Source organism: Shewanella sp. NIFS-20-20 (genome assembly GCF_019209865.1).
GTDB lineage: Bacteria > Pseudomonadota > Gammaproteobacteria > Enterobacterales > Shewanellaceae > Shewanella.
On the sequence record NZ_JAHUTT010000028.1, the window covers coordinates 26485 to 47452 of the forward strand.

Genomic DNA, 20968 nt, shown 5'->3' on the forward strand with positions numbered 1-20968 from the left:
TTAGTCTCGCCTGCAGACATGATTGAAACGATGGCGTGATATGGAACAAACTTTATTATTTAATGATTTTTGCGAGCGTTACGACTTGGATGAAAGCTGCCAAGATAGCCGCCGTTTATATCGGGTATATCTAGCTAACTTCACCACCTTTAATTTAGCCATCAGTCATCTAGTGGTGGCGGAAGCCTTGAAGAAAGCCGCGGCTTATTAAGTTGTTGCCCGCATCCCCCCGCCCCAGAATCCCACTGACCCCACCTTGGTATGGTTGCCATCACGTTGCTTAATGGCATCTTGATTGATTTGCCGCTTCCTTGCTTATTTACGCTCTGGCTGGCCGTTAGGTGCCAGCAAGTCTTAGGTTACTCAGGTGAAGGTGTCTCGGGCGTTAGCGGCTGATGGTGATTGCTGACAGCAGCCTTGCATGGCATTTATCACCATGGGGGGCTGATTGGGACTGCAGAGGGGCACCTAAGGGGGACGTTATCGGTTGATCACCGGCGAGCGCCAGCGAGACTAATAAGCCATAAGCAAATAATAACCCTAAATAAATTCGGAATCGTGATGTATGTCTACGGCGTCTTGGCATAGGCTATTGGTCATCGGGTATTTATCTATAAGATACACAAGCCGTTAGATTTTACCAGTCATATTAGGTTAGGGAGAAGCTGAGATGTTAGATGCCGCATTGGTGGTCGAGGGGGGCGGTTTACGCTCGATTTATGCTGCCGGTGTGATGGATGCCTTTATGGAGGAAAATATTGAATTTCCTTATGTGAGCGGAGTGTCAGCAGGCGCCATTTATGCTGCGTCGTTTATTTCCAGGCAGCCGCAACGCAACCTCAACATTCAGCAGCAATATCTCACTGACAAACGCTATATGGGCTTACGCCATTGGTTGCGAACCGGTAATTATGTCAACACAGAGTTTACCTTCACCCGCATGACTAAAGAGTTGCTTCCTTTTGATTTTAAGAGGTTTAAGGCTGCGGCGACTGAGTTTCATGTGGGCGCTTTTGATTGTGTGTCGGGCCAGATGCGCTATTTCACTCAGGCGGATTTTACCTCCCCTGATGACTTAATCGCAGCGTTAATCGCCTCGAGCAGTTTACCCTTGTTAGCCCAGCCACAGGTGATTGACAGTCGAGCTTACCTTGATGGTGGCCTCAAGGAGGCTATCACCAGTCGGCAAGCTGAACGAGCCGGTTTTCGTCAGCAAGTGGTCATTTTGACGCGGCCACCGGCATACGTGAAATCGCCATTATCACGTCTGGCTGCCGCAGCCATTCATACCCTATATCGACGCTATCCCAACGTGGCCGAAGCGTTAACCACTCGTCATCAATATTATCAGCAGGATATGGCGTTGCTGCGACAAAAACAGTTGGCGGGAGAGGTGGTGATTATCCAACCTCACACGGCCTTGCCCATTGGCCGCTTAGAGGCCAATGTCACTAAGGTCGAGCAGGTATATCAATGGGGGCTGAAGGATGGCCGGCGAGCCATCCCTCAGTGTGAGTCACAATTTGCTTAGGCGGATTTCGACTTTTCAATCAGTTTATTTAACTCCTCTTGAGCGGCGCTGAAGTTAAACTCGGCAATCGCCTTTTCAAGGGCGGCAAAATCGATACCTAAGGCATTGATGGCTTCTGCGTTTTGCTTCATCACGGCAATAAAGTCGATGGCTTGGGTATCAAAGTTATCCAATAGCATTTGCAGTTGCTGCAGTTCAATCATCAGTTCAGTGGTGTCATAGGACTTCACTTCGCTGCTTTGGGGTTTCACTACCTCTTCCTTGGGGCCGAAGTCGATGACTTCTTGCTGTAACTGATTGAGCATGTCGCTTAGTTGCTGCAAGAACTCCGCCGATGGTGCCGTCTTATTATGGCCAAGGTCTTCTAATTCTTTACCAATAATCGCGAGGTTATCGGCGCTGATATTGGCGGCTGCGCCCTTAATTGTATGGCCGACGCGGCCAATAAATTCCCAATCAGCATCAGCGACTGCTTGATGTAATTTTTGCTCTTCTTGTTGCCGGCTATTAATGAACGAACTGACGATTTGCCAGTAAAGCTTTTCATTGCCACCGAGGCGACCGATGCCGTCATCAATGTTGAGGATGCCACCTCCAGCCGGCATGCCGTTATTGTTGAGATGATGATCCATCTCTTCTGTGTATGCATCTTCCGTTTGATTGAGATGAATGATTTCAGGCATTGATTCATCGCTGTCGGCGTCGATGATGGTAGTGCTGGTCTCTGAATTGTCAAAGAAATCACAGATATCATCCTCGACCTCATCAGCAATTTCGATCACGGTGATGCCACCGACCACTTGCTCGTCTTGCTCCGCTTGTGAGTCCAATAGACACTCAGTGCTTGGGGCAACATTGGCCACGCCTGCCGCGCCCTCACTTAACCAACGGCACATTTTTTTCAGTAATTCGTTGACGTTTATGGGCTTGCCAAGGTGGTCATTCATGCCCGCGGCTTTACAGTTTTCAACATCCTGACTCATGGCATTGGCGGTCATGGCAACGATAGGAATAGCTGACTTGAGGGTGTTGCGTATGTGCTTGGTGGCGGTAATCCCGTCCATCACCGGCATTTGCATATCCATCAATACCAGTTGGAAGTTTTGTTTTTCGAGCCAGTCCAGCGCCTCTTGACCATTGTTAGCCACCTTAATGTTGGGCCCGTAGGGTTCGAGGATACCGATGGCGACTTCTTGGTTGGTTTCATTATCTTCAACTAATAACACATTGGCATTTTTAATGATGCTGAAATCGCTTTGCTCGGGCTCTGAGCGGCGCGCTTCGAGGGCTTCAGTTTTTTTCATGACCCCAAAGGCGTTCATGATGGCATCAAAGATCAGTGACGGATTGACTGGCTTAATCACTAAGCCATCAAATAATTTCTCATTTTCGCCGCTAAGACCGACTTCTCGGCCGTAGGCGGTGACCATGATAAATTTCGGCAGTTTATCTTCACTGATTTTGTCACGAATTTGCTTGGTGGTTTCGATGCCATCAATTCCTGGCAACATCCAATCCATAAAGACTACGTCGAAAGGGTCTAACTCATTAATGCCTTTTTCAACGGCAGTCACGGCTTCAAAACCATTGCTAACGGTCATGACTCTAAAGTTCATGGCCTTGAGTAAGCCCATCATGATCTCTCTGGCAGCATCATTATCATCAACCACCAACACGCGTTTCGCTTGTAAATCATCGACGGGTTGATAAAACTTTCTTGCCTTAACATCTTGCAGGCCAGCTTCAATCGTGAAGCCAAAGACCGAGCCTTTGCCGGGCTCACTCTTCACCCAAATATTACCCCCCATTAATTCAACCAAACTCTTAGAGATGGTTAAGCCTAAACCGGTGCCACCATATTTACGGGTAATTGAGCCATCGGCCTGAGAGAAGGATTTGAATAAGCGTCCAAGTTGCTCTTCGCTCATACCGATACCGCTATCGATAATTTCGAATTGGATAATGATGTTGTCGTCATCACTGCTCTCTAATTGCTTCACCTTAACGATGATTTCCCCTTTTTCGGTGAACTTGATTGAGTTACCACAAAGGTTAATCAGCACTTGCCCGAGACGGAGTGGATCACCCACTAAGGCTGAGGGTAGGTGAGGGTCGATATCAAATAAAAACTCGAGATGTTTATCATCGGCCTTCATGCCGATTACGTTGGCGAGGTTATCTAACACTTCATCCAGCAGGAAGTCGATATTTTCAATGCTGAGCTTACCCGCCTCGACTTTAGAAAAGTCGAGAATGTCGTTGATGATGCCTAACAGTGATTTAGCGGCATGATCAATCTTACTGACATAATGATGTTGTTTATCAGAGAGGCCGGAATGCAGCGCTAAATGGGACATGCCGATAATGGCATTCATGGGCGTGCGGATTTCGTGACTCATATTCGCCAAGAACTCACCCTTAGCCTTACTAGCCTCATCGGCGGCGTCTTTGGCGCCCCTGAGCTCAATTTCAAGCTCTTTTTGTTCGGTGACATCAACAAACAGCCCCACAATCCCTTTAGGATCGCCCTTACTGGAATAGTAAGTGGCTTCAAAAATACTGATATGGCGTTGTTCATTTTCTGCGTTTTTAAGATTGAGATCGTATTGGGTGGTACCTGGGGCTTGCAGTAAGGTTTTTTCAGCATTATTAAATATTTGCGATGTTTCAGCAGGAAATAAATCCGCTGGAGTACAATCTAAAATGTCCGCTTCGAATAGTCCAAGGAAGTCGCTAAAACCATTGTTGACTCCAAGGTAGCGGCCGTTGGAGTCCCTAAAGTACATAGGGCTTGGAATCGCATTGAGTACTTGCTGATTAAACTCAAGTTGTTCGGCAATTCGGCGTTCAGCCGCGGCTTGAAGTTCACTGTTACGCGTGAGCTCAAAATTGATCGCCAAGTCATCTTGAACCTTATTTAGCCAAATCAAGTGGGCCTCGGCTAGCGGACTGGTGAGCCCAAGCTCTAATAGACCAACAATATTATCGTTGACCTTGAGTGGAAAGAAATGCAATTCGGCTAAGGATAGCTCGCCATCTAACAAGGGGATTCGATACTTGCCATCGAGATCGCGCAATGAGAAGTGACTGCGGCTACGCAGTAAACTGATTTGAATTGAATCTCTGTCGGCAATGGTCTGGCTACTGCTGCTGGAGTAGCCACATCCCGCAACACGGGTCAGTTGGTTGTCATAAAATTTATAGATACCAATCAAGGGGATTTCAAACCGTTCGGCTAAGAAATTGATGACATTACCGCCTAATTCGTTGGCATCGGCAGAGTCACGCATTACATCGGTGAATTCCTTAATCGAGGAGTTCATTTGTAACTGTTGACTCACTTCTTGCAGAATTAAATTTTGGGCTCGAGCCAAAGGCCTGAGCGCCCCTTTGTTATGCTCGGTAATTTGGAAGCCAAAATCATGGTTGTTGACTTGATTCACTAACTTGCGCTGCATGCGATACGCCGGCGACAGTACGTAGGTCCATAACAATATAAAGGAGGCGATGGCGATGATCGAGAGCATGGTTAAGGCTATGATTTGGTAATCATAGAGGGTGTGTATCTTAGTTTGAGACTGGTGGAGTTCGGCTTGGGTGGATTCGCTGAGCAGCCGATAAAACTGGCCCACTGGAGTCATTATTTTGCGTTTTTCTTGGAAATACGCGTTACTAAACAATATATCAATGGCTTGCTGCGGGTTGGGCTCAATGCTAACAATCCCCGCTTCGGTGCGTTTAATGCCCTCAATGGCATCAAAGGCCTCACGTTCAAGGTTAACCAAGTTTTCTGACATGTTGATAGCTTGGCGCAACAAAAGTAATTGAGTGGGCGTGATCCCCGCGATTTGCATGCGCTCGAGCAAGCTAGGAAAAGCTTGGTTGCTGTTATTGAAAGGCACCAGCAGTTCATTGGGATCGGAGGTCACATCCCAATATTCAAAGTTGTTGCCGGGGGGAATTGGCGCTAAGCCGTTGCGTACGGCTAAGACTCGATTGAACAGTTGCTTCCATTTGGGGTTACCGGTGGCGGCATAGGCTCGAGCAAACTTGGTTAAATGATCTGAACTTTGTTTGACTTCATGAGCCAACATGATGCGATCATGGATGGTCGTCACCTGCTCATCGAGATTATCGGCGCTGGTATGCACCTGATAAAATAACACCGATAGAGTGATAATCAGCGTCGCAATTAGCGTGCTGAGAACGACGAAAACAGTACGGATTGAACCCATAAACAAACCTCATTTCCTTGAAAGTTGCTATTTCTTCCTTAGAGCGTCTAAATTTAAGGTAACTATTTGACGCTTGATGTTAAGTGTAGGTTACTTACTCGATATTGCTCGGATGGGTTCGGGTGAATGTTATTACAAGGATAGAACATAAGATGGACTCAAAACCCTGCGTACTAATTGTCGATGACGCCCCTGAAAATTTGGCTTTGTTACATGGACTTCTCAAGGATAGTTATTTAGTCAGAGCAGCCAATTCAGGAGAAGCCGCACTTGATGTGGTCAGCAAGATGCCTATTGATATTGTGCTTTTAGATGTGATTATGCCGGGCATGGATGGCTACGAAGTCTGCCGCCGGCTTAAACAAAATGAAGAAACCCGTTCAATTCCTGTGATTTTTTTAACGGCCAAGGACTCCACCAAAGATGAACAGTTTGGGCTGGATCTTGGCGCCAGCGATTATATTGCTAAACCCATCAGCCCACCGATTGTATTTGCCCGAGTGAAAACCCATTTGCAAATTAAGGCGTCACAGGATTTTTTAAAAGATCAAAATACCTTTTTGGAGGCCGAGGTCCAACGTCGTATCCATCAATTGTCGCAAGTGCAAGATGTGACCATTGCGGCGTTGGCGAGTTTGGCCGAAACCCGTGATCAAGAAACTGGCAACCATATCCGCCGAACCCAATGGTACGTCAAACTGTTGGCCGAAAAAGCACGGTATTTACCTCGATTTAGTGAGCGTCTGACCCCCGATGTCATTTCGACCTATTTTAAATCGGCGCCCTTACACGACATTGGCAAGGTGGGGATCCCAGATAATATTCTGCTGAAACCGGGCAAATTAACGGCGGATGAGTTTGAGATCATGAAGCTTCATGCCTATTACGGCTATCAGGCATTAGTAGAGGCAGAAGCCGATATCGGTTATGAGGATTCCTTTTTAACGGCCGCCAAAGAGATTGCGCATTATCATCATGAGAAATGGGACGGTACTGGCTATCCCAACGGCTTGTGTGGTGAGGAGATCCCTTTGAGTGCTCGACTGATGGCCATTGCTGATGTATACGATGCACTGATTAGTAAGCGGGTCTACAAGGATGCAATGTCGCATGATCAAGCTATGGAAATTATTCACAATGGCCGTGGCACTCATTTTGACCCCGACTTGCTCGATATTTTCTTTGAGATTGAATCTGAATTTCAGCACATTGCCGAGAAATACCGCGATGAATAATGAGCATGGCCAATGGGGCATGCTCATTTGTCAGTGACTCGCCGTTAGGATTAGATCTGGGGTAGCACAGGTTTGTTTTGATTAGAGCGGAAGCTTTTAATCATCATATAAATACTGGTAGTGGCCAAACACAACAGTAAATAGTGCAATAAACCGAGGCGATCGTTTGGCATCAATCCCGCCAATATGGGGCCGGCCACTGAGCCGACACTGTAACTCAACAGCATCAATTGGGTTGTCGCCACGATGCGGCTGCGCTCAATATGGTCACAGGCCAAGCTAATTGCTATCGGATACAGGGCAAACGCACTGGCACCTAATATGATATAACCACTGGCATGAAACCAATGATGTTTAGTGATCAGGATGATGCCTAAGGCTAGCGCACCTGACAGTGAGAACATGGCCATCAGCATCTTTTTAGAAAGTCGACTCGACAAATAGCTCACTACTGGCTGAATTAACATCCCCCCCAAAATGACTAACGCCATAATAATGCCGATCTCAGATTCGGTTTTAGATTGCAGCTTGAGGGTTAAGGGCAAGAGGCCGTAGATTGGGCCCAGCACTAAACCCGATACTAGGCATCCCATCAAAGCCGGACGTGAAATCTGTTTTAAGTCATGCCAGCCAATCGCTTGATGGCCTTGCACTGTCGGTTGGCCTTTTTTGATGAGTAACGGCGGTAAACTGGCTAAAAATAATAAGCTAGCGATAACCACAAACGGTAGCCAGCCTTCGGTGCCCAGCGGACCAACCGCGAGTTGGCCAATGGCGGTGCCACCATAGAGTGACGTCATATACAGGCCTAAGCGTTTGGCTCGCTGCTTAGCACTGTTGGCCATCAGCAGCCAAGATTCAACCACCACAAACACCCCAGCGACAGCAAAGCCGGCCACGAATCTTGCCGCGAGCCAAATGTTCGCGTCAGGGAAGGCTGGCATCACGATAACCGTGACTAATAATAGCTGTAAGAAGGCAACAAAGGCTTTACGGTGGCCAATTTTAGCAACAATGGCTTCAATGCTGGTGGCGCCGATTAATAAGCCAAAATAGAAGGTGCTTGCCAACCAAGGTGCTAGATGGCTACCCAGATTAAATGCAGGCAAAGACAACGGGATTAAGCTCATTAAAAAACCCGACGCCAAAGCAAATAAGCTCAAGCCCATCACAGGCACAAACGTACTACTTTGTGGTTCAATGTTGATTTGCGTCGGCACTGATGAGACTCCAAGGGTAAATAAATGAGCATTAAAATAAAAAAAATCGACGGACTTTAATGCGAAAGATACCCGAGGTAAAGCGAGTTAAATTTTCACTATCGGTCAAAAAAATCACACAATAACAGTGTGTTAAAATTTGGTTGCCGAGTGGTTTGCTGATTGATCTAATTCCCGCGGGATCATTTGCTGTGATGCTTGTGATGCCTTACCATGAGGCATCTCAATCGTCTAGGACGTGCGTATGGCTCGTATCATGTTATCTGCCAACTTGAACTGCGATAGGTTATTGATTTTAGACAAATCGCTCACTGTAGGTGGCCGATATCATTATCAAGATGGTGGCAAAAGGATTGGTGGCGGTGGCGCGAATACCGGTATCGGTTTGCTGTGGGCAGGTCATCAGGTCTCACTGGCGACTCAGGTGGGCAATGACGCTATCGGTGATTGGCTAGTGGCGCAAATTAGTACGCTGGGAATGGATTGCCACTCGATCACCCGTTATCAAGCCAACACCTGCGAAATGCTGCTGATGATCACCCCAGACAAAGAGCGCACCATCGTTAGGCCGATGCGCCCTGTCTTTCAGTTACCGGCGCCACCGGATTGGCAAGACTATGACGCGCTTTATATCAACTCCTCGGCGCAAGGCGCCGCCAGCTGGGCCAAGACAGCCTTACCTCATTGTGTGGTGGTAGCGCAATTAGCCAAAGATGATCGTGAGCGCCCTTGTCATGTATTAATTACATCGGCGTCCGACTTGGCCGGTCGCAGCGCACTGCCGCCCTGGGAGTTTGCCAAGCAAATCGCGGGCGACAGTCTCACCGCTTTTATTGTCACCGAGGGGGTCGACGGCGCCTGTGTCTACCGACAAGATAGTGTGCAGCGGGTGGCCGCTATAGTCTCCGAGGTGGTGGATACCACGGGAGCGGGCGATGGTTATGCTGCTGGGCTTATTCATGGGTTGGTGAATGGCCAAAACATTGAGCAGGCCATGCACGAGGCTGCTCGATGGGGCGCGTTGGCTGTCAGTACTGCGGCCTCGGTGCCGGGTCAACCCTTGGCCAACTATTTGAACCATTCGTTGTGCTAATTGTGCACAATGGATAAAAAGATTGCCTAATATTGGCATATTGTGTCGTTGGGTGGGTAAATATGGGGGCAAGAGAACATCATGCTAACCACCGCGAGAATGCATTTGCGGGAATTTACGCTAGACGATGCGCCAGCATTTTACGCACTGAACCTTGACCCACAAGTGATTAAATACACGGGCGATCAACCCTTTGCCAGTGTCGATGCGGCAACGGATTTTATTGCTCAGTATAATCATTATCAGATATTTGGTTTCGGCCGTTGGGCGCTGCAACTGACCTCGATGACGCACATGATTGGCTTTTGCGGTTTACGCCAACAATTGAGTGGCGAAGTGGATCTTGGTGTGAGATTAGCGCAAGCATATTGGGGGCAAGGCTTGGCTTTTGAAGCCAGTATGGCCAGCTTAGGGCTAGGCTTTGGTCGCTATGAATTAACGCATATTAAGGCCAATTGCCATCGAGATAATCTGAGATCACAAGCCTTGATCACTAAGCTGGGGTTCAACTTGGTGGATGATCGTCATGGCTGGTGGCAGTATTGCATGGACTCTTGCGAGTTTCGCGGCGACCGCTATTAATGGGCGCGCGAGCGGTGAAGCGTTATTTGGCGCCGGATCAGCCGAGCTTATCAGCCACTAACAATCGTGACTACCACTCCCCCAGCCTAAGCTGGGGGGAACTGAGGCGTTTACATATTGGGGTAATTGGGGCCGCTACCACCTTCGGGGGTTACCCAGGTAATATTTTGACTAGGATCTTTAATATCACAGGTCTTACAATGAATGCAGTTTTGCGCATTAATTTGCAATTGATTTTGGCCATCAACGCAATGGATTTCATAGACGCCAGCGGGGCAGTATCGCTGAGCCGGTTCATCAAACTGTGGCAGATTAACTGCCACCGGAATGGTGGCATCGCTCAGGCGTAAATGGCACGGTTGATCTTCGTCATGATAGATATTGGCAAGATACACCGATGACAATTTATCAAAACTCAATTTACCGTCAGGCTTGGGGTAGTCAATGCGCTGCGTGCTTGCCGCGGGTTTTAGTGTTTGATGATCGGCAATCGAATCTCTGAGGGTAAAAGGCATCTTGCCCTTAAACCAATTTTGGTCGACTACGTTAAAGGCGCCGCCAACTAAAGTGCCAAATTTATGCAGTGCGGGGCCAAAATTACGCGATTGATAAAGTTCTTCAAACAGCCAACTCTTTTCAAATTGTTGCTGAAAGCAATCGAGATCTTTGCCGCCATCCACCCCTGATATCAAGGCTTGGCCCAAGGTTTCTGCGGCGAGCATGCCGCTTTTCATGGCGGTATGAGTGCCTTTTATTTTGGCGAAATTGAGGGTGCCAGCATCACAACCCAACAGCATGCCGCCCCTGAAGGTCATTTTGGGTAATGAATTGAGACCGCCTTTGGCAATGGCGCGGGCGCCATAACTGATGCGCTCACCATCGCTCAAGGTCTTGGCTATCAGCGGGTGAGTTTTATAGCGTTGGAATTCGTCATAAGGACTGAGGTGGGGGTTGTCATAATTAAGATCGACAATTAATCCAACCAAGACTTGGTTATTTTCCATGTGATACATGAAGCCGCCTCCGGAGGCGCCTTGACCCAAAGGCCAGCCCGCGGTATGCACGACTTTTCCTGGCTGGTGCGCAGCGTCGGGTACCGTCCAAATCTCTTTAAAGCCAATGGCGTAATGTTGCGGACTCTTGCCTTTATCTAATTGATACTGTTTGATGACTTGCTTGCCTAAATGACCGCGGCAGCCTTCGGTGAGCAAGGTATATTTGGCATGTAACTCCATGCCGGGCATATGGCCGTCTTTGGCCTTGCCATCGGCGCCCATCCCCATATCACCAATGAGAATGCCTTTGACACTGCCATCATCGCGATACAGTAATTCGCTGGCAGCAAAGCCGGGGAAAATTTCGACCCCCATTGCTTCAGCTTGTTCGGCCAGCCAACGGCTGAGACTACCGACGCTAATGATATAATTACCATGGTTATGCATGGTGTTGGGTGTGAGGGCTGCTGGCAGGCTGTGGCTGCTGGATGCTGATGCTAGGTAGTAAATTTCATCGAGGTTAACTTGGGTGTGTAACGGCGCTTGGCGTTTTTTCCAATCGGGGAACAGCTCATTGAGCACCTTAGGTTCAAATACGGCGCCAGAAACAATATGGGCGCCGACTTCGGATCCTTTTTCGACCACACAGACACTCATCGGTTTTTCTGTGCTGGCAGCGATTTGCATCAGTCGGCAAGCCGCGGCTAATCCAGCCGGTCCAGCACCGACGATAACGATATCAAACTCCATTGATTCACGTTCCATCTTGCAACCTCGTCATGTCAATTTGTTGTTATTTTTTTGATCACCTTACCTGAAATTGTCCCCCTATCCCAGAGCTAGGAATGTTTTATCTATCCGCTTTTGCCATTTAGCTATCTGAGGTCGATCACATTTAGCGCCATTTTTAGGGAGTTTGGTCGAAATTTTATCGTTAGGCCATGGGCTTAAAACTCGGAGTTTGGCTATAATGAGCCATTGACGGTTCTCCGAGCTTTTTGTCCTACGTCACTACAGATACGGACTCTTAGCCGTGGTAATTTTGCCACCGGGGTGAGTAAAGAAATGCACTCACCTCCCACACTTGGAAAGGTTAACATGTCCCAGCTTCAAGACAGCTATGGTCGTAAATTCCACTATTTGCGGATGTCAGTGACTGATGTTTGCAACTTTAAGTGCAGCTATTGCCTTCCCGACGGTTATCGCCCAGATGGTAAGCCTAAGTTTTTGTCTCTTAATGAGATCAGCAACTTGGTTGGGGCTTTCGCTCAAGTCGGCACCCAAAAAATTCGTATCACAGGTGGCGAGCCTTCGCTGCGCAAAGACTTTACCGATATTATTCGGGTGGTCGCCGCCCAACCCAATATTCATACGATTGCCACCACCACCAATGGATATCGCTTAGAGCAGCATGCGCAAGAGTGGTTTGATGCTGGTCTTAGACGTATTAATGTCTCGGTTGATAGTTTAGATCCGCGGATGTTTCATCAAATCACAGGCGAAAATAAATTCGATACAGTGATGCGCGGTATTGATGCAGCGTTAACCGCCGGATTCGAGCGGGTTAAAGTCAATGCGGTGCTGTTACGTGGGCTTAATGATAAAGATTTACCTCGTTTTCTCGAATGGATTAAGCATACCCCCATCGACTTGCGCTTTATTGAGTTAATGGAAACGGGGTTAGGGCGTGACTATTTTGAGGCGCACCACTTGGCTGGCGTTGAGATCAAGCGACACTTAGAAGAAAGTGGCTGGCACTATAATATCCCCGATGCTGCCGATGGCCCCGCCCAGAACTTTAGTCACCCTGACTATCAAGGCCGTATCGGGTTGATCATGCCGTATGCTAAAAACTTTTGTGCTAGCTGTAATCGTTTACGCGTCTCAGCCAAAGGCAAGTTGCACTTGTGCTTATTCACGGAATCGGGGGTGGATTTACGTGATCTCCTCCAATCTGAGCAGCAACGCCCTGAGCTCATCGAGCGACTCCAGCAACAATTAGTGCAGAAGAAAGAAACCCACTTACTGCATCAAGGTGTCACCGGGGTAACCCAACATTTGGCATCGATTGGCGGGTAGGTGCTCATCACAGTCAAGTATTTTCCCGACAATAGCCCCCTCGAATTAAGGCGGGCTCGGGTCTTAGCGATTTAATATAGGTAATTTCATGACCACAGGATTTACTCACATTAACGCCGATGGCAATGCCCATATGGTGGATGTTACTGATAAACAAGTGACTGAGCGTGAGGCGCGTGCCGAAGCATTTATTGAAATGGCGCCCGAGACGCTGGCAATGATCATGAGCGGCAGCCATCACAAGGGTGATGTGTTTGCAACGGCGCGAATTGCTGGCATTCAAGCCGCAAAGAAAACCTCTGATCTCATTCCGTTATGTCATCCTTTGATGCTCACTAAGGTTGAAGTTGAGCTCGAGGCGCAGCCAGAGCAAAACCGTGTCCGGATCACCAGCTTGTGTAAACTGTCGGGTAAAACCGGGGTGGAAATGGAAGCATTAACTGCGGCGTCGGTTGCGGCATTGACCATTTATGACATGTGCAAAGCTGTTCAAAAAGATATGTTGATATCCAATGTGCGTTTATTGGAAAAGCGTGGCGGTAAATCCGGCCACTTTAAGGTGTGATCTTATGATTAATGTATTATTTTTTGCGCAAGTTCGTGAGCTGTTAGGCGTGGCATCGATTCAAGTGGCCAGCGACTCAATTACCACGGCTGAGCAATTGCGTGCCCATTTGGCCGCCAAAGATCCTAAGTGGGCGCAGACCTTAGGAACAGAAAAACTATTGGTGGCGGTCAATCAAACCATGAGCCAATGGTCGGCTGAGGTCAAGGCTGGTGATGAAGTGGCCTTTTTCCCACCGGTCACTGGAGGTTAACTCATGATCCGTGTGCAGCAACAGGACTTCGATGTCGCCGCTGAATATGCTTTATTGGCCGCTGATGATAGCGATGGCGCCATAGTGAATTTTATCGGGAAAGTGCGCGATTTTAATGATGGCAGTCAAGTCACGGATTTAACCCTTGAACATTACCCCGGAATGACCGAAGCGGTGCTTCATCAAATTGAAGCCGAAGCGCGCGAACGTTGGCCGTTAAACAAGGTCACCATTATTCATCGTTTTGGCACCATGGGGCTGGGTGAGCAGATAGTATTTATCGGGGTGACGAGTGCCCATCGCAAAGCGGCTTTTGCGGCCTGTGAGTTTTTAATCGATTTTTTAAAGACCAAGGCGCCCTTTTGGAAGTTAGAGAGCAGTGGCCAGCAGCAACATTGGGTCGAAGCTCGAGATTCCGATGAGCAGGCCGCCAGTATGTGGCAGGACGAGCAAGGATAATCATGGGTCAATGGCGAAGGTGGGTAACGCGTTACCAACTGGGAGTATTATTGGTCTCTCTGTGGCTAATGACGGCATCCGCTTGGGCTCAGCCGCCGGCGATTGCGGCGGCAGCCAATATTAAGTTTGCGCTAGATGATATCGCCGCGCAATTCCAGCAAGATACTGGAAAGCGGGTGCGGATTTCTTATGGTTCATCAGGCAATTTTGTTGCGCAAATCCGCCATGGCGCCCCGTTTGAGTTATTCCTCAGTGCCGATGAAAAGTACCTGCAACAGCTCGCCAGTGCCGGCGTCGCGCTGACGCCACCGCAATTATATGCCAGAGGTAAACTAGCATTGGTCACACCCAAAGCCAGTCAAATTCAGCTCGACCCGCAACTCGACGGGATTAAGCAAGCCCTAGACAAGGGGCAAATCAGCCGCTTTACCATTGCTAACCCCGAGCATGCGCCTTATGGTGAGCGCGCCCAAGAGTTACTTGAGCGGCGCGGTTTGTGGCACAGCGTTACCCCGTACTTGATCCTCGGGGAAAATGCGTCGCAAGCGGCTCAATTCGCAATTAGTGGCTCGACGCAGGCCGGGATTGTGGCGTTATCCTTGGCGAAGGCTCCCCAGTTTGCCGCTCGGGCCAATATTCTTGAGTTGCCCGAACAAGATCATCAGCCTTTGGCGCAATATATGAGTTTATTGCCGCATGCTGGCGCCACGGCCACTGAGTTTTATCAATATATTCAATCTCCCGCCGCACAAGCAATTTTCCAAGATTATGGTTTTGCCGTGCCGCCACCACAGGTGCCATAAGTATGGATTGGGTCGCGTTGTGGTTATCGGTCAAGTTGGCAGCCGTGACGGTATTGATTTTAATTCCGTTAGCCATCCTCGTCGGACGGCTGCTCGCTTATCGTCACTTCGCCGGTAAATCTGCTATTGAAGCCTTAATCATGGTGCCTTTGGTGCTGCCTCCGACCGTGATTGGCTACTACTTGTTGGTGGGATTAGGTAATCAAAGTTGGATTGGTCAGTGGATTGAGTCCTGGTTTGGTCAAAGCTTGGTGTTTCATTTTTCTGGCTTAGTCGTTGCCTCGATAATCGTCAATATTCCGTTTGCGGTGCAACCTATTCAGCGTGCCTTTGAGAGTGTGCCGCAAGACATCCGTGATGCCGCCGCCTGTTGTGGCATGAGTCGTTGGCGCTTGTTTTGGCGCATCGAGCTGCCGTTGATCTGGCCTGGGGTGTTAACGGCGTTAGTGCTGTGTTTTTCCCATGTGTTAGGTGAGTTTGGGGTGGTGCTAATGATGGGGGGCAATATTGCCGGAGAGACTAAGACCATCTCGATTGCTATCTATGACAATGTGCAGGCTTTTGATTTTGATAGCGCAGGCATTATGTCGCTGGTGCTGCTGATGTTTGCGGTGACCGCCTTGATTGTGACCACCAGTTTATCGCGACGCCTAGGAGCACAGTACCGTGAGCGCCACTGATTTACACTGTTGCATTCAGCAAGCTAGCCCGATCCCGCTAAACGCCGAATTCCGTTGTAAGGCGGGTGAGATCTTGGCCGTGGTCGGCCCGTCGGGGGGCGGTAAATCCACTTTGCTGCGGATGATTGCTGGCTTGAGTCAGGCTGGGGTAAGTAAAATCTATTTCGGTGATACCCCTTGGAGCGACAGTGAGCTGGGGGTACAGTTGAGTCCGCAGCAGCGCCATATTGGTTTTGTGCCACAGCATTTTGGTTTGTTTCCCAATCTGACCGTACTCGACAATGTGATGTCGGGGCTTGATCATGTACCTAAGGCGTTGCGGCGTCAGCGGGCGCTCGATTGGCTCGAGCGGGTTAATTTAGATGGTTTACCAGAGCGCTTACCGAGCCAGTTATCTGGTGGGCAAAAACAACGGGTCGCTTTGGCGCGTGCCTTAGCTAGGCAGCCTAATATTCTGCTATTGGATGAACCGTTTTCGGCGGTGGACCGCGAAACCCGTGAACGCTTGTATTTAGAGTTAGCCCGGCTGAAAGCGCAGTTATCCTTACCGGTGATCATGGTGACACATGATCTCAATGAAGCCCTCCTGCTTGCGGACCATATGGTGTTGATTAGTCAGGGCCAAATGTTACAGCAAGGCGCTCCGAGAGAAGTGCTAGCTCGCCCTAAAACTGCGGCTGTCGCGCGGCAAATGGGCTTGCGGAATATGTTTACCTCGACCGTGATCGCCATCGATGAGCAGGCCAATCTCGCGTGGTTAAGTTTAGGTAATCAACAAATTGCCTGCGATCGCCCGCAAGACGTAGTCGTTGGCCAGCAAGTGCTATGGGTGATCCCTAATGCGGGCATAAGGTTTAACTCCATTAGCCATGGCCGCTTGTGTCGCAGCTTTAACAAGCTTACCGTGAAGGTCATTAATGTCTTATTCATGGGCGAATCCGCGCGACTCCAGCTGAGCATTAAGGGGGTTGATGGTATGTTGAATGCCGAAGTTCCCACGCATTTGCTGGAAAAATTAGCCTTAGCGGTTGGTGTCGAAACTGAAGTGGCGTTAAAGTCCGATCAACTTCACATTCTTGGTGATAATCTGGTTAAATGATCCAGAGTTAATCTGTTGTTCACCCTCCCTTGGGGCGGAATTAGTTAATATTTCAGCATAATTTATCACATGGCTTAAAGTTAATTTCCACGCAAGCTCCGTTTATACCCTCCTTCGATACACTCTGTGGCGTTTATTCAAAGGAGATCTTCACTATGTTAAAGAAATTAAGTTTCGCACTGATTGTTGGTGGTTGTTTGTCCTTGCCAGCAATGGCGGCCTATACCGGCCCGAGCTCAGGCTCAACAGCGACAGAGGCCAACACTGCGACTATCGCGCCAGATAACACCCCTGTTGAACTGTCGGGGTTTATTATTCAACACCTTGGCGATGATAATTACTTGTTTGAAGATGAGACGGGTCAAGTTCAAATCGAAATTGATGATGATTTGCTGCAGGGATTAGATATTGACTCCACGACTCAAGTCACCTTAGTTGGCGAGGTGGATGATGATCTAGGTGGCCGCGAGATTGAGATAGAGACCATTACGTTAGTGCCGGCGGTTAATGGCGCGACGAACCACTAATCTCAGCTAGCCACCCCTTGCCACTGTTTACTATTTGCTGTGATTTAGTGCATTGATTAAACCGTGGCAACTGATCTTTCTCGGTTGCAATCTGCTTCACAGTCTTGTGTTAATATTTTTCTATTAATTGAACATTTCAGTTACTCTGAATTGTTAATTTTCTGCTGGATAATCGGAGAGACCATGAAACCTTGGGTCTATGGTTTGTTATTACAGGTAATGAGTTTCAGTGCATTTGCGCAGCCGCAATTAATGACGTCATTGCAAAATAGCAACCTGTACTCGCCAATGAGCATATTAGATAAGGTCACCAAATTATCACCTGGCATAGTGTCTGAGTTTGACACTCGGCTTGACGGCGAACGCCTAGTGTATCTTGTGGAAGTTGTTGATACCAAAGATAAATCGCACACGGAATATATAGTTAATGCTGAGTCCGGTGCCGTGCTCAGAGTCTTTAAAAGCAAACTACAAGCCAAAGATATGGCTGAATATCGTGCCGCAAACTCTCTGGTTGCAAAAGAACATGATATGCAGCACTTCTTAAAGCAAGCGATTAACAATCAACCTGGACGGTTAATACAAGCCAAGCTTGATAATGATTTAGGCATTAATTATCTCGAATTTACCATTTTAGATGGCAGTAAGGCGCACACGCAGGCATTTAACATTGACCGCATGCAGCCTATTCCATTGCTGACGCGGGACTGAGGAGTTTGTATGAAAATATTGTTGGTTGAAGACGATGCCACCACGCTTGATTATATCGTTAAGGGTTTTCAAGAGCAGGGTTACAACATTGAAACGGCTTCTGATGGTCATCAAGGTTTATTAATGGCTACCACTGGGCATTATGAGCTGATTATTTTGGATCGTATGTTACCGCAATTAGATGGCTTAAAATTATTAGCGGCACTGCGTGCCACGGGCAGCCAAGCTCCGGTATTAATTTTATCGGCGTTAAGTCATGTGGATGAAAGGGTCAAAGGACTGAGAGCTGGCGGTGATGACTACATGACTAAGCCGTTTGCCTTTTCTGAGCTATTAGTGCGTGCGGAAAAACTGATGCAGCGTGGCCAAACCATTCAGGTGATGACAGATCTTAAAGTGGGTCCATTAGAAATGGAATTATTGACTCGTCAAGTGACCTTAGATGGCAATGAGTTAATGCTGCAACCCAAAGAATTTCAACTGCTTAAATATCTAATGGAGCATGTTAATCAAGTCATCAGTCGCACCCTGTTATTTGAAGCCGTATGGGATTATCACTTCGATCCTCGTACCAATGTTATCGATGTTCATATTGCCAAGTTACGCCGTAAGTTTGAAGAATATGGTCACGAAGAACTCATCGAAACCGTGCGCGGTGCGGGTTACCGTTTACGCCATCGTCATTAATGAGCTCTTGGGTCAGTAAATACTGAGTTTACTATATCAATCAGATAATTAGGTGCCATGAAGAATATCCGTCCTTACCACAGTAGTGTGTGGCGAATTACCATCATATTTACTTCGATGGTGACGATCATCATAGGCACCTTGTTGTTTTCGCTTTATCGCCAGCTAGTGATAGAGCAGCAACATCAATTGGAATACCACTTGCAAAGTGAGTATCAGCGTTATCAAGAGCTTGCCGATACGGTTAATCGCCAGAACTTTGCAATTCAAGTCAGTGCGCCTGATCCCAATGGTATTTTGGTGGCATGGCAAGATGGCGACACCACTCGAGGCGCCTTGTCTTTCTTACCCAAGGACTTACCCTTTTTGCCACAGACTCAGGAGTTTCCTATTCTGACCTTAGGTCATGAAAAGTTGAACCTCTATCGTGGCGGCTTGCTTAACACTCGCTACGGGGATGTGCTTATCGCTAGCCGTACCGATCAGCTGGCCACTTTAATTAATAAGTTTCTTAATGCGGCCACCTGGGCGGTGATGTTTACCATTGTCGTGACCTTGGCAGCGGGTTATTTGTTTTCTAAAGCTTTGTTGATGCGCTTGGTTCAATACAACAAAATAAGCAAAAAAATACAACAGGGTCAGTATGATAAGCGGCTTCCCATCAGTAGTCAGCGTGATGAAATTGATGTGCTAGCCAGCCAGTTTAATACCGTGCTTGATGCCTTTGAGCGCAATTTATTAGCCGTAAGAGGGGTGACGGACAATATTGCGCACGACTTGCGCACGCCCTTGTCCCATATTCGGATTGGCATTGAAAAGCTGGCTACCACCGAGGTGGTGGACGTGGCTGAAGAAAGTGCCATGTTATTGGAAGAATTAGATCATTGTTTGGCGACTTTCAATGCCATGTTGTCGATTACGCGTATTGAAGAAGGTCAGCAACAGCTCGAACTCCAACCGCTGAGCCTGCAAGCATTATGTCATGATCTAGTGGACATGGCGCAAGCCGTTGCCGAAGATAGAAATCAGCAATTGAGTTTTGAGAGTGGCCAAGACTTTGAGATTAAAGCCGATAAGTATCTCTTGTTTACCGCGTTATTTAATCTGGTCGACAATGCGATTAAGTACGCCGGCGATGGGGCTATCATTGAGATAGTCCAGGCCGGTAACCTCATTCAAATTCGCGATAACGGCCCCGGGATCCCCGATGAGGCCAAAGAGAAAGTGTTTGAACGCTTGGTGCGGTTAGATCCGAGTCGCCATCATGTGGGTACCGGACTTGGACTGTCGATGGTAAAAGCGATATTATCTCGCCATCATGCCAATATCGAGTTAACTGATAATCATCCAGGGTTAATTGTCAGCATTCGATTCTAATTAAGACAACTATGTATCAAATCGTGGCCAATGAGCCAGAGTTTGTGGTGGTCAATAAAGACGCCGGTGTCCACTTTCACTCCCAAGATGGCCAAGCCGGTATTGCCGCGCAATTAGCCTTAGATCTAGGGATTGAGTTATACCCAGTGCATCGACTCGATACGATTACCTCCGGCTTATTGATATTCGCCAAGACATTAGGCGCCGCCCAGCAATTTGGCGATATGTTTGCTCGGCATCAGGTGCAAAAGTATTACCTCGCCATTGCCGGTAATAAGCCGACCAAGAAACAAGGCAGTGTGATGGGCGATATGGCCAAATCTCGCCGTAGCCAATATAAGCTATTACGTAGCCGCGTCAATCCAGCGATTACTCAGTTTTTCTCTCAGTCATTAGTGGCGGGGAAGCGCCTCTACTTACTGAAACCCCTCAGTGGTAAAACCCATCAATTACGGGTGGCCTTAGCCTCACTGGCCGTGCCGATTTTGGGGGATAAATTATATGGTGGCGACGACAGCGACCGTGCCTATCTGCATGCGTGGCAACTTAGTTTTAGTTTTCAAGGCCAATCGTGGAAGTTTGCCGCATTACCCTCCAGTGGCGAATGGTTTGCTCATGAAGCCTTGGCGGCAACATTGACGCAGTGGCCGCAGCCGGACTCACTTAATTGGCCCAAAAAAAGTGGCTAGCAGATAATAAAAAACCGCCCAAGGGTAATGCCGTTCACTTAGTGTGAACGGCATTTTTCTTAGACTTAATGGGATACTTGTTTTTACTCATTTTTAACGCACGTGGATAGGCCCTATCCCGTTTCCCATCAAGCTTGAACTGTCTCGC

General features: G+C 48.1%; 20 protein-coding genes and 1 riboswitch. Of the genes, 17 read left to right on the forward strand and 3 right to left on the reverse strand.

The features are described from left to right. Positions 1 to 40: 40 nt before the first annotated feature. Both KU855_RS10465 and KU855_RS10470 read left to right on the forward strand, forming a co-directional pair. The gene (locus KU855_RS10465) at positions 41 to 211 is read left to right on the forward strand and encodes a hypothetical protein (RefSeq protein WP_218530230.1); all 171 of its coding nucleotides are present in this window, start codon (positions 41 to 43) and stop codon (positions 209 to 211) included. A 459-nt stretch (positions 212 to 670) separates the two neighbouring features. Next, positions 671 to 1531: a patatin family protein gene (locus KU855_RS10470; protein WP_218530231.1), complete on the forward strand. Its 861-nt coding sequence runs from the start codon at positions 671 to 673 to the stop codon at positions 1529 to 1531. On the opposite strand, the gene KU855_RS10475 is transcribed toward KU855_RS10470, so the two are convergent. After that, entirely contained in the window at positions 1528 to 5766 is a 4239-nt protein-coding gene (locus tag KU855_RS10475; RefSeq protein WP_218530232.1) for a hybrid sensor histidine kinase/response regulator, read from the reverse strand. The genes KU855_RS10470 and KU855_RS10475 overlap by 4 nt on opposite strands. A gap of 152 nt (positions 5767 to 5918) precedes the next feature. Here KU855_RS10475 and KU855_RS10480 point away from each other — a divergent pair, with 152 nt between their 5' ends. Beyond that, positions 5919 to 7001: a two-component system response regulator gene (locus KU855_RS10480; protein ID WP_218530233.1), complete on the forward strand. Its 1083-nt coding sequence runs from the start codon at positions 5919 to 5921 to the stop codon at positions 6999 to 7001. 50 nt (positions 7002 to 7051) lie between these two features. On the opposite strand, the gene KU855_RS10485 is transcribed toward KU855_RS10480, so the two are convergent. After that, on the reverse strand, positions 7052 to 8170 hold the full coding sequence (locus KU855_RS10485) for an MFS transporter (RefSeq protein ID WP_218530250.1): 1119 nt from the start codon (positions 8168 to 8170) through the stop codon (positions 7052 to 7054). Positions 8171 to 8465: 295 nt separating this feature from the next. Between KU855_RS10485 and KU855_RS10490 the strand changes: the two genes are divergently transcribed. Continuing rightward, a complete protein-coding gene (locus tag KU855_RS10490) occupies positions 8466 to 9314 on the forward strand; it encodes a PfkB family carbohydrate kinase (RefSeq protein ID WP_218530234.1) in 849 nt (282 codons plus the stop codon). Between the two features lie 81 nt (positions 9315 to 9395). After that, positions 9396 to 9896: a GNAT family N-acetyltransferase gene (locus KU855_RS10495; protein WP_218530235.1), complete on the forward strand. Its 501-nt coding sequence runs from the start codon at positions 9396 to 9398 to the stop codon at positions 9894 to 9896. 110 nt (positions 9897 to 10006) lie between these two features. Here KU855_RS10495 and KU855_RS10500 read toward each other — a convergent pair whose 3' ends face one another. After that, positions 10007 to 11656: an electron transfer flavoprotein-ubiquinone oxidoreductase gene (locus KU855_RS10500; protein WP_218530236.1), complete on the reverse strand. Its 1650-nt coding sequence runs from the start codon at positions 11654 to 11656 to the stop codon at positions 10007 to 10009. A 210-nt stretch (positions 11657 to 11866) separates the two neighbouring features. Then, positions 11867 to 12002: riboswitch (molybdenum cofactor riboswitch) on the forward strand. On the opposite strand from KU855_RS10500, the gene moaA reads away from it, so the two are divergent. From moaA to KU855_RS10560, 12 genes are all read left to right on the forward strand, one after another. Beyond that, positions 11990 to 12970 carry a GTP 3',8-cyclase MoaA gene (gene moaA / locus KU855_RS10505; RefSeq protein ID WP_218530237.1) on the forward strand — a complete coding sequence of 327 codons (981 nt, stop codon included), beginning with the start codon at positions 11990 to 11992 and terminating at the stop codon, positions 12968 to 12970. Its footprint overlaps the riboswitch before it by 13 nt. Positions 12971 to 13058: 88 nt before the next feature. Then, the gene (moaC, locus tag KU855_RS10510; RefSeq protein WP_218530238.1) at positions 13059 to 13535 is read left to right on the forward strand and encodes a cyclic pyranopterin monophosphate synthase MoaC; all 477 of its coding nucleotides are present in this window, start codon (positions 13059 to 13061) and stop codon (positions 13533 to 13535) included. 4 nt (positions 13536 to 13539) lie between these two features. Continuing rightward, a complete protein-coding gene (gene moaD / locus KU855_RS10515) occupies positions 13540 to 13788 on the forward strand; it encodes a molybdopterin synthase sulfur carrier subunit (RefSeq protein WP_218530239.1) in 249 nt (82 codons plus the stop codon). A gap of 3 nt (positions 13789 to 13791) precedes the next feature. Then, on the forward strand, positions 13792 to 14247 hold the full coding sequence (gene moaE, locus KU855_RS10520) for a molybdopterin synthase catalytic subunit MoaE (protein WP_218530240.1): 456 nt from the start codon (positions 13792 to 13794) through the stop codon (positions 14245 to 14247). A 2-nt stretch (positions 14248 to 14249) separates the two neighbouring features. Beyond that, positions 14250 to 15050, forward strand: a complete 801-nt coding sequence (modA, locus tag KU855_RS10525) for a molybdate ABC transporter substrate-binding protein (RefSeq protein ID WP_218530241.1) — start codon at positions 14250 to 14252, stop codon at positions 15048 to 15050. A 2-nt stretch (positions 15051 to 15052) separates the two neighbouring features. Further along, positions 15053 to 15730, forward strand: coding sequence for a molybdate ABC transporter permease subunit (gene modB, locus KU855_RS10530; protein WP_218530242.1), 678 nt, complete (start codon positions 15053 to 15055; stop codon positions 15728 to 15730). Beyond that, a complete protein-coding gene (locus tag KU855_RS10535; RefSeq protein ID WP_218530243.1) occupies positions 15717 to 16829 on the forward strand; it encodes an ABC transporter ATP-binding protein in 1113 nt (370 codons plus the stop codon). The genes modB and KU855_RS10535 overlap by 14 nt, the downstream gene beginning before the upstream one ends. A 155-nt stretch (positions 16830 to 16984) precedes the next feature. Further along, a complete protein-coding gene (locus KU855_RS10540; protein ID WP_218530244.1) occupies positions 16985 to 17356 on the forward strand; it encodes a NirD/YgiW/YdeI family stress tolerance protein in 372 nt (123 codons plus the stop codon). 183 nt (positions 17357 to 17539) lie between these two features. Beyond that, positions 17540 to 18067, forward strand: a complete 528-nt coding sequence (locus KU855_RS10545) for a PepSY domain-containing protein (RefSeq protein ID WP_218530245.1) — start codon at positions 17540 to 17542, stop codon at positions 18065 to 18067. A 9-nt stretch (positions 18068 to 18076) separates the two neighbouring features. Continuing rightward, positions 18077 to 18754: a response regulator transcription factor gene (locus tag KU855_RS10550; protein WP_218530246.1), complete on the forward strand. Its 678-nt coding sequence runs from the start codon at positions 18077 to 18079 to the stop codon at positions 18752 to 18754. 120 nt (positions 18755 to 18874) lie between these two features. After that, entirely contained in the window at positions 18875 to 20131 is a 1257-nt protein-coding gene (locus KU855_RS10555) for a HAMP domain-containing sensor histidine kinase (RefSeq protein ID WP_218530251.1), read from the forward strand. Between the two features lie 11 nt (positions 20132 to 20142). Beyond that, the gene (locus tag KU855_RS10560; protein ID WP_218530247.1) at positions 20143 to 20820 is read left to right on the forward strand and encodes a TIGR01621 family pseudouridine synthase; all 678 of its coding nucleotides are present in this window, start codon (positions 20143 to 20145) and stop codon (positions 20818 to 20820) included. Positions 20821 to 20968 lie beyond the last annotated feature (148 nt).

Coding starts and splice junctions, on each gene's coding strand:
- KU855_RS10465 (WP_218530230.1), top strand. CDS start 41: ATGGAACAAACTTTATTATTTAATGATTTTTGCGAGCGTTACGACTTG.
- KU855_RS10470 (WP_218530231.1), top strand. CDS start 671: ATGTTAGATGCCGCATTGGTGGTCGAGGGGGGCGGTTTACGCTCGATT.
- KU855_RS10475 (WP_218530232.1), bottom strand. CDS start 5,766: ATGGGTTCAATCCGTACTGTTTTCGTCGTTCTCAGCACGCTAATTGCG.
- KU855_RS10480 (WP_218530233.1), top strand. CDS start 5,919: ATGGACTCAAAACCCTGCGTACTAATTGTCGATGACGCCCCTGAAAAT.
- KU855_RS10485 (WP_218530250.1), bottom strand. CDS start 8,170: ATGGGCTTGAGCTTATTTGCTTTGGCGTCGGGTTTTTTAATGAGCTTA.
- KU855_RS10490 (WP_218530234.1), top strand. CDS start 8,466: ATGGCTCGTATCATGTTATCTGCCAACTTGAACTGCGATAGGTTATTG.
- KU855_RS10495 (WP_218530235.1), top strand. CDS start 9,396: ATGCTAACCACCGCGAGAATGCATTTGCGGGAATTTACGCTAGACGAT.
- KU855_RS10500 (WP_218530236.1), bottom strand. CDS start 11,656: ATGGAACGTGAATCAATGGAGTTTGATATCGTTATCGTCGGTGCTGGA.
- moaA (WP_218530237.1), top strand. CDS start 11,990: ATGTCCCAGCTTCAAGACAGCTATGGTCGTAAATTCCACTATTTGCGG.
- moaC (WP_218530238.1), top strand. CDS start 13,059: ATGACCACAGGATTTACTCACATTAACGCCGATGGCAATGCCCATATG.
- moaD (WP_218530239.1), top strand. CDS start 13,540: ATGATTAATGTATTATTTTTTGCGCAAGTTCGTGAGCTGTTAGGCGTG.
- moaE (WP_218530240.1), top strand. CDS start 13,792: ATGATCCGTGTGCAGCAACAGGACTTCGATGTCGCCGCTGAATATGCT.
- modA (WP_218530241.1), top strand. CDS start 14,250: ATGGGTCAATGGCGAAGGTGGGTAACGCGTTACCAACTGGGAGTATTA.
- modB (WP_218530242.1), top strand. CDS start 15,053: ATGGATTGGGTCGCGTTGTGGTTATCGGTCAAGTTGGCAGCCGTGACG.
- KU855_RS10540 (WP_218530244.1), top strand. CDS start 16,985: ATGTTAAAGAAATTAAGTTTCGCACTGATTGTTGGTGGTTGTTTGTCC.
- KU855_RS10545 (WP_218530245.1), top strand. CDS start 17,540: ATGAAACCTTGGGTCTATGGTTTGTTATTACAGGTAATGAGTTTCAGT.
- KU855_RS10550 (WP_218530246.1), top strand. CDS start 18,077: ATGAAAATATTGTTGGTTGAAGACGATGCCACCACGCTTGATTATATC.
- KU855_RS10560 (WP_218530247.1), top strand. CDS start 20,143: ATGTATCAAATCGTGGCCAATGAGCCAGAGTTTGTGGTGGTCAATAAA.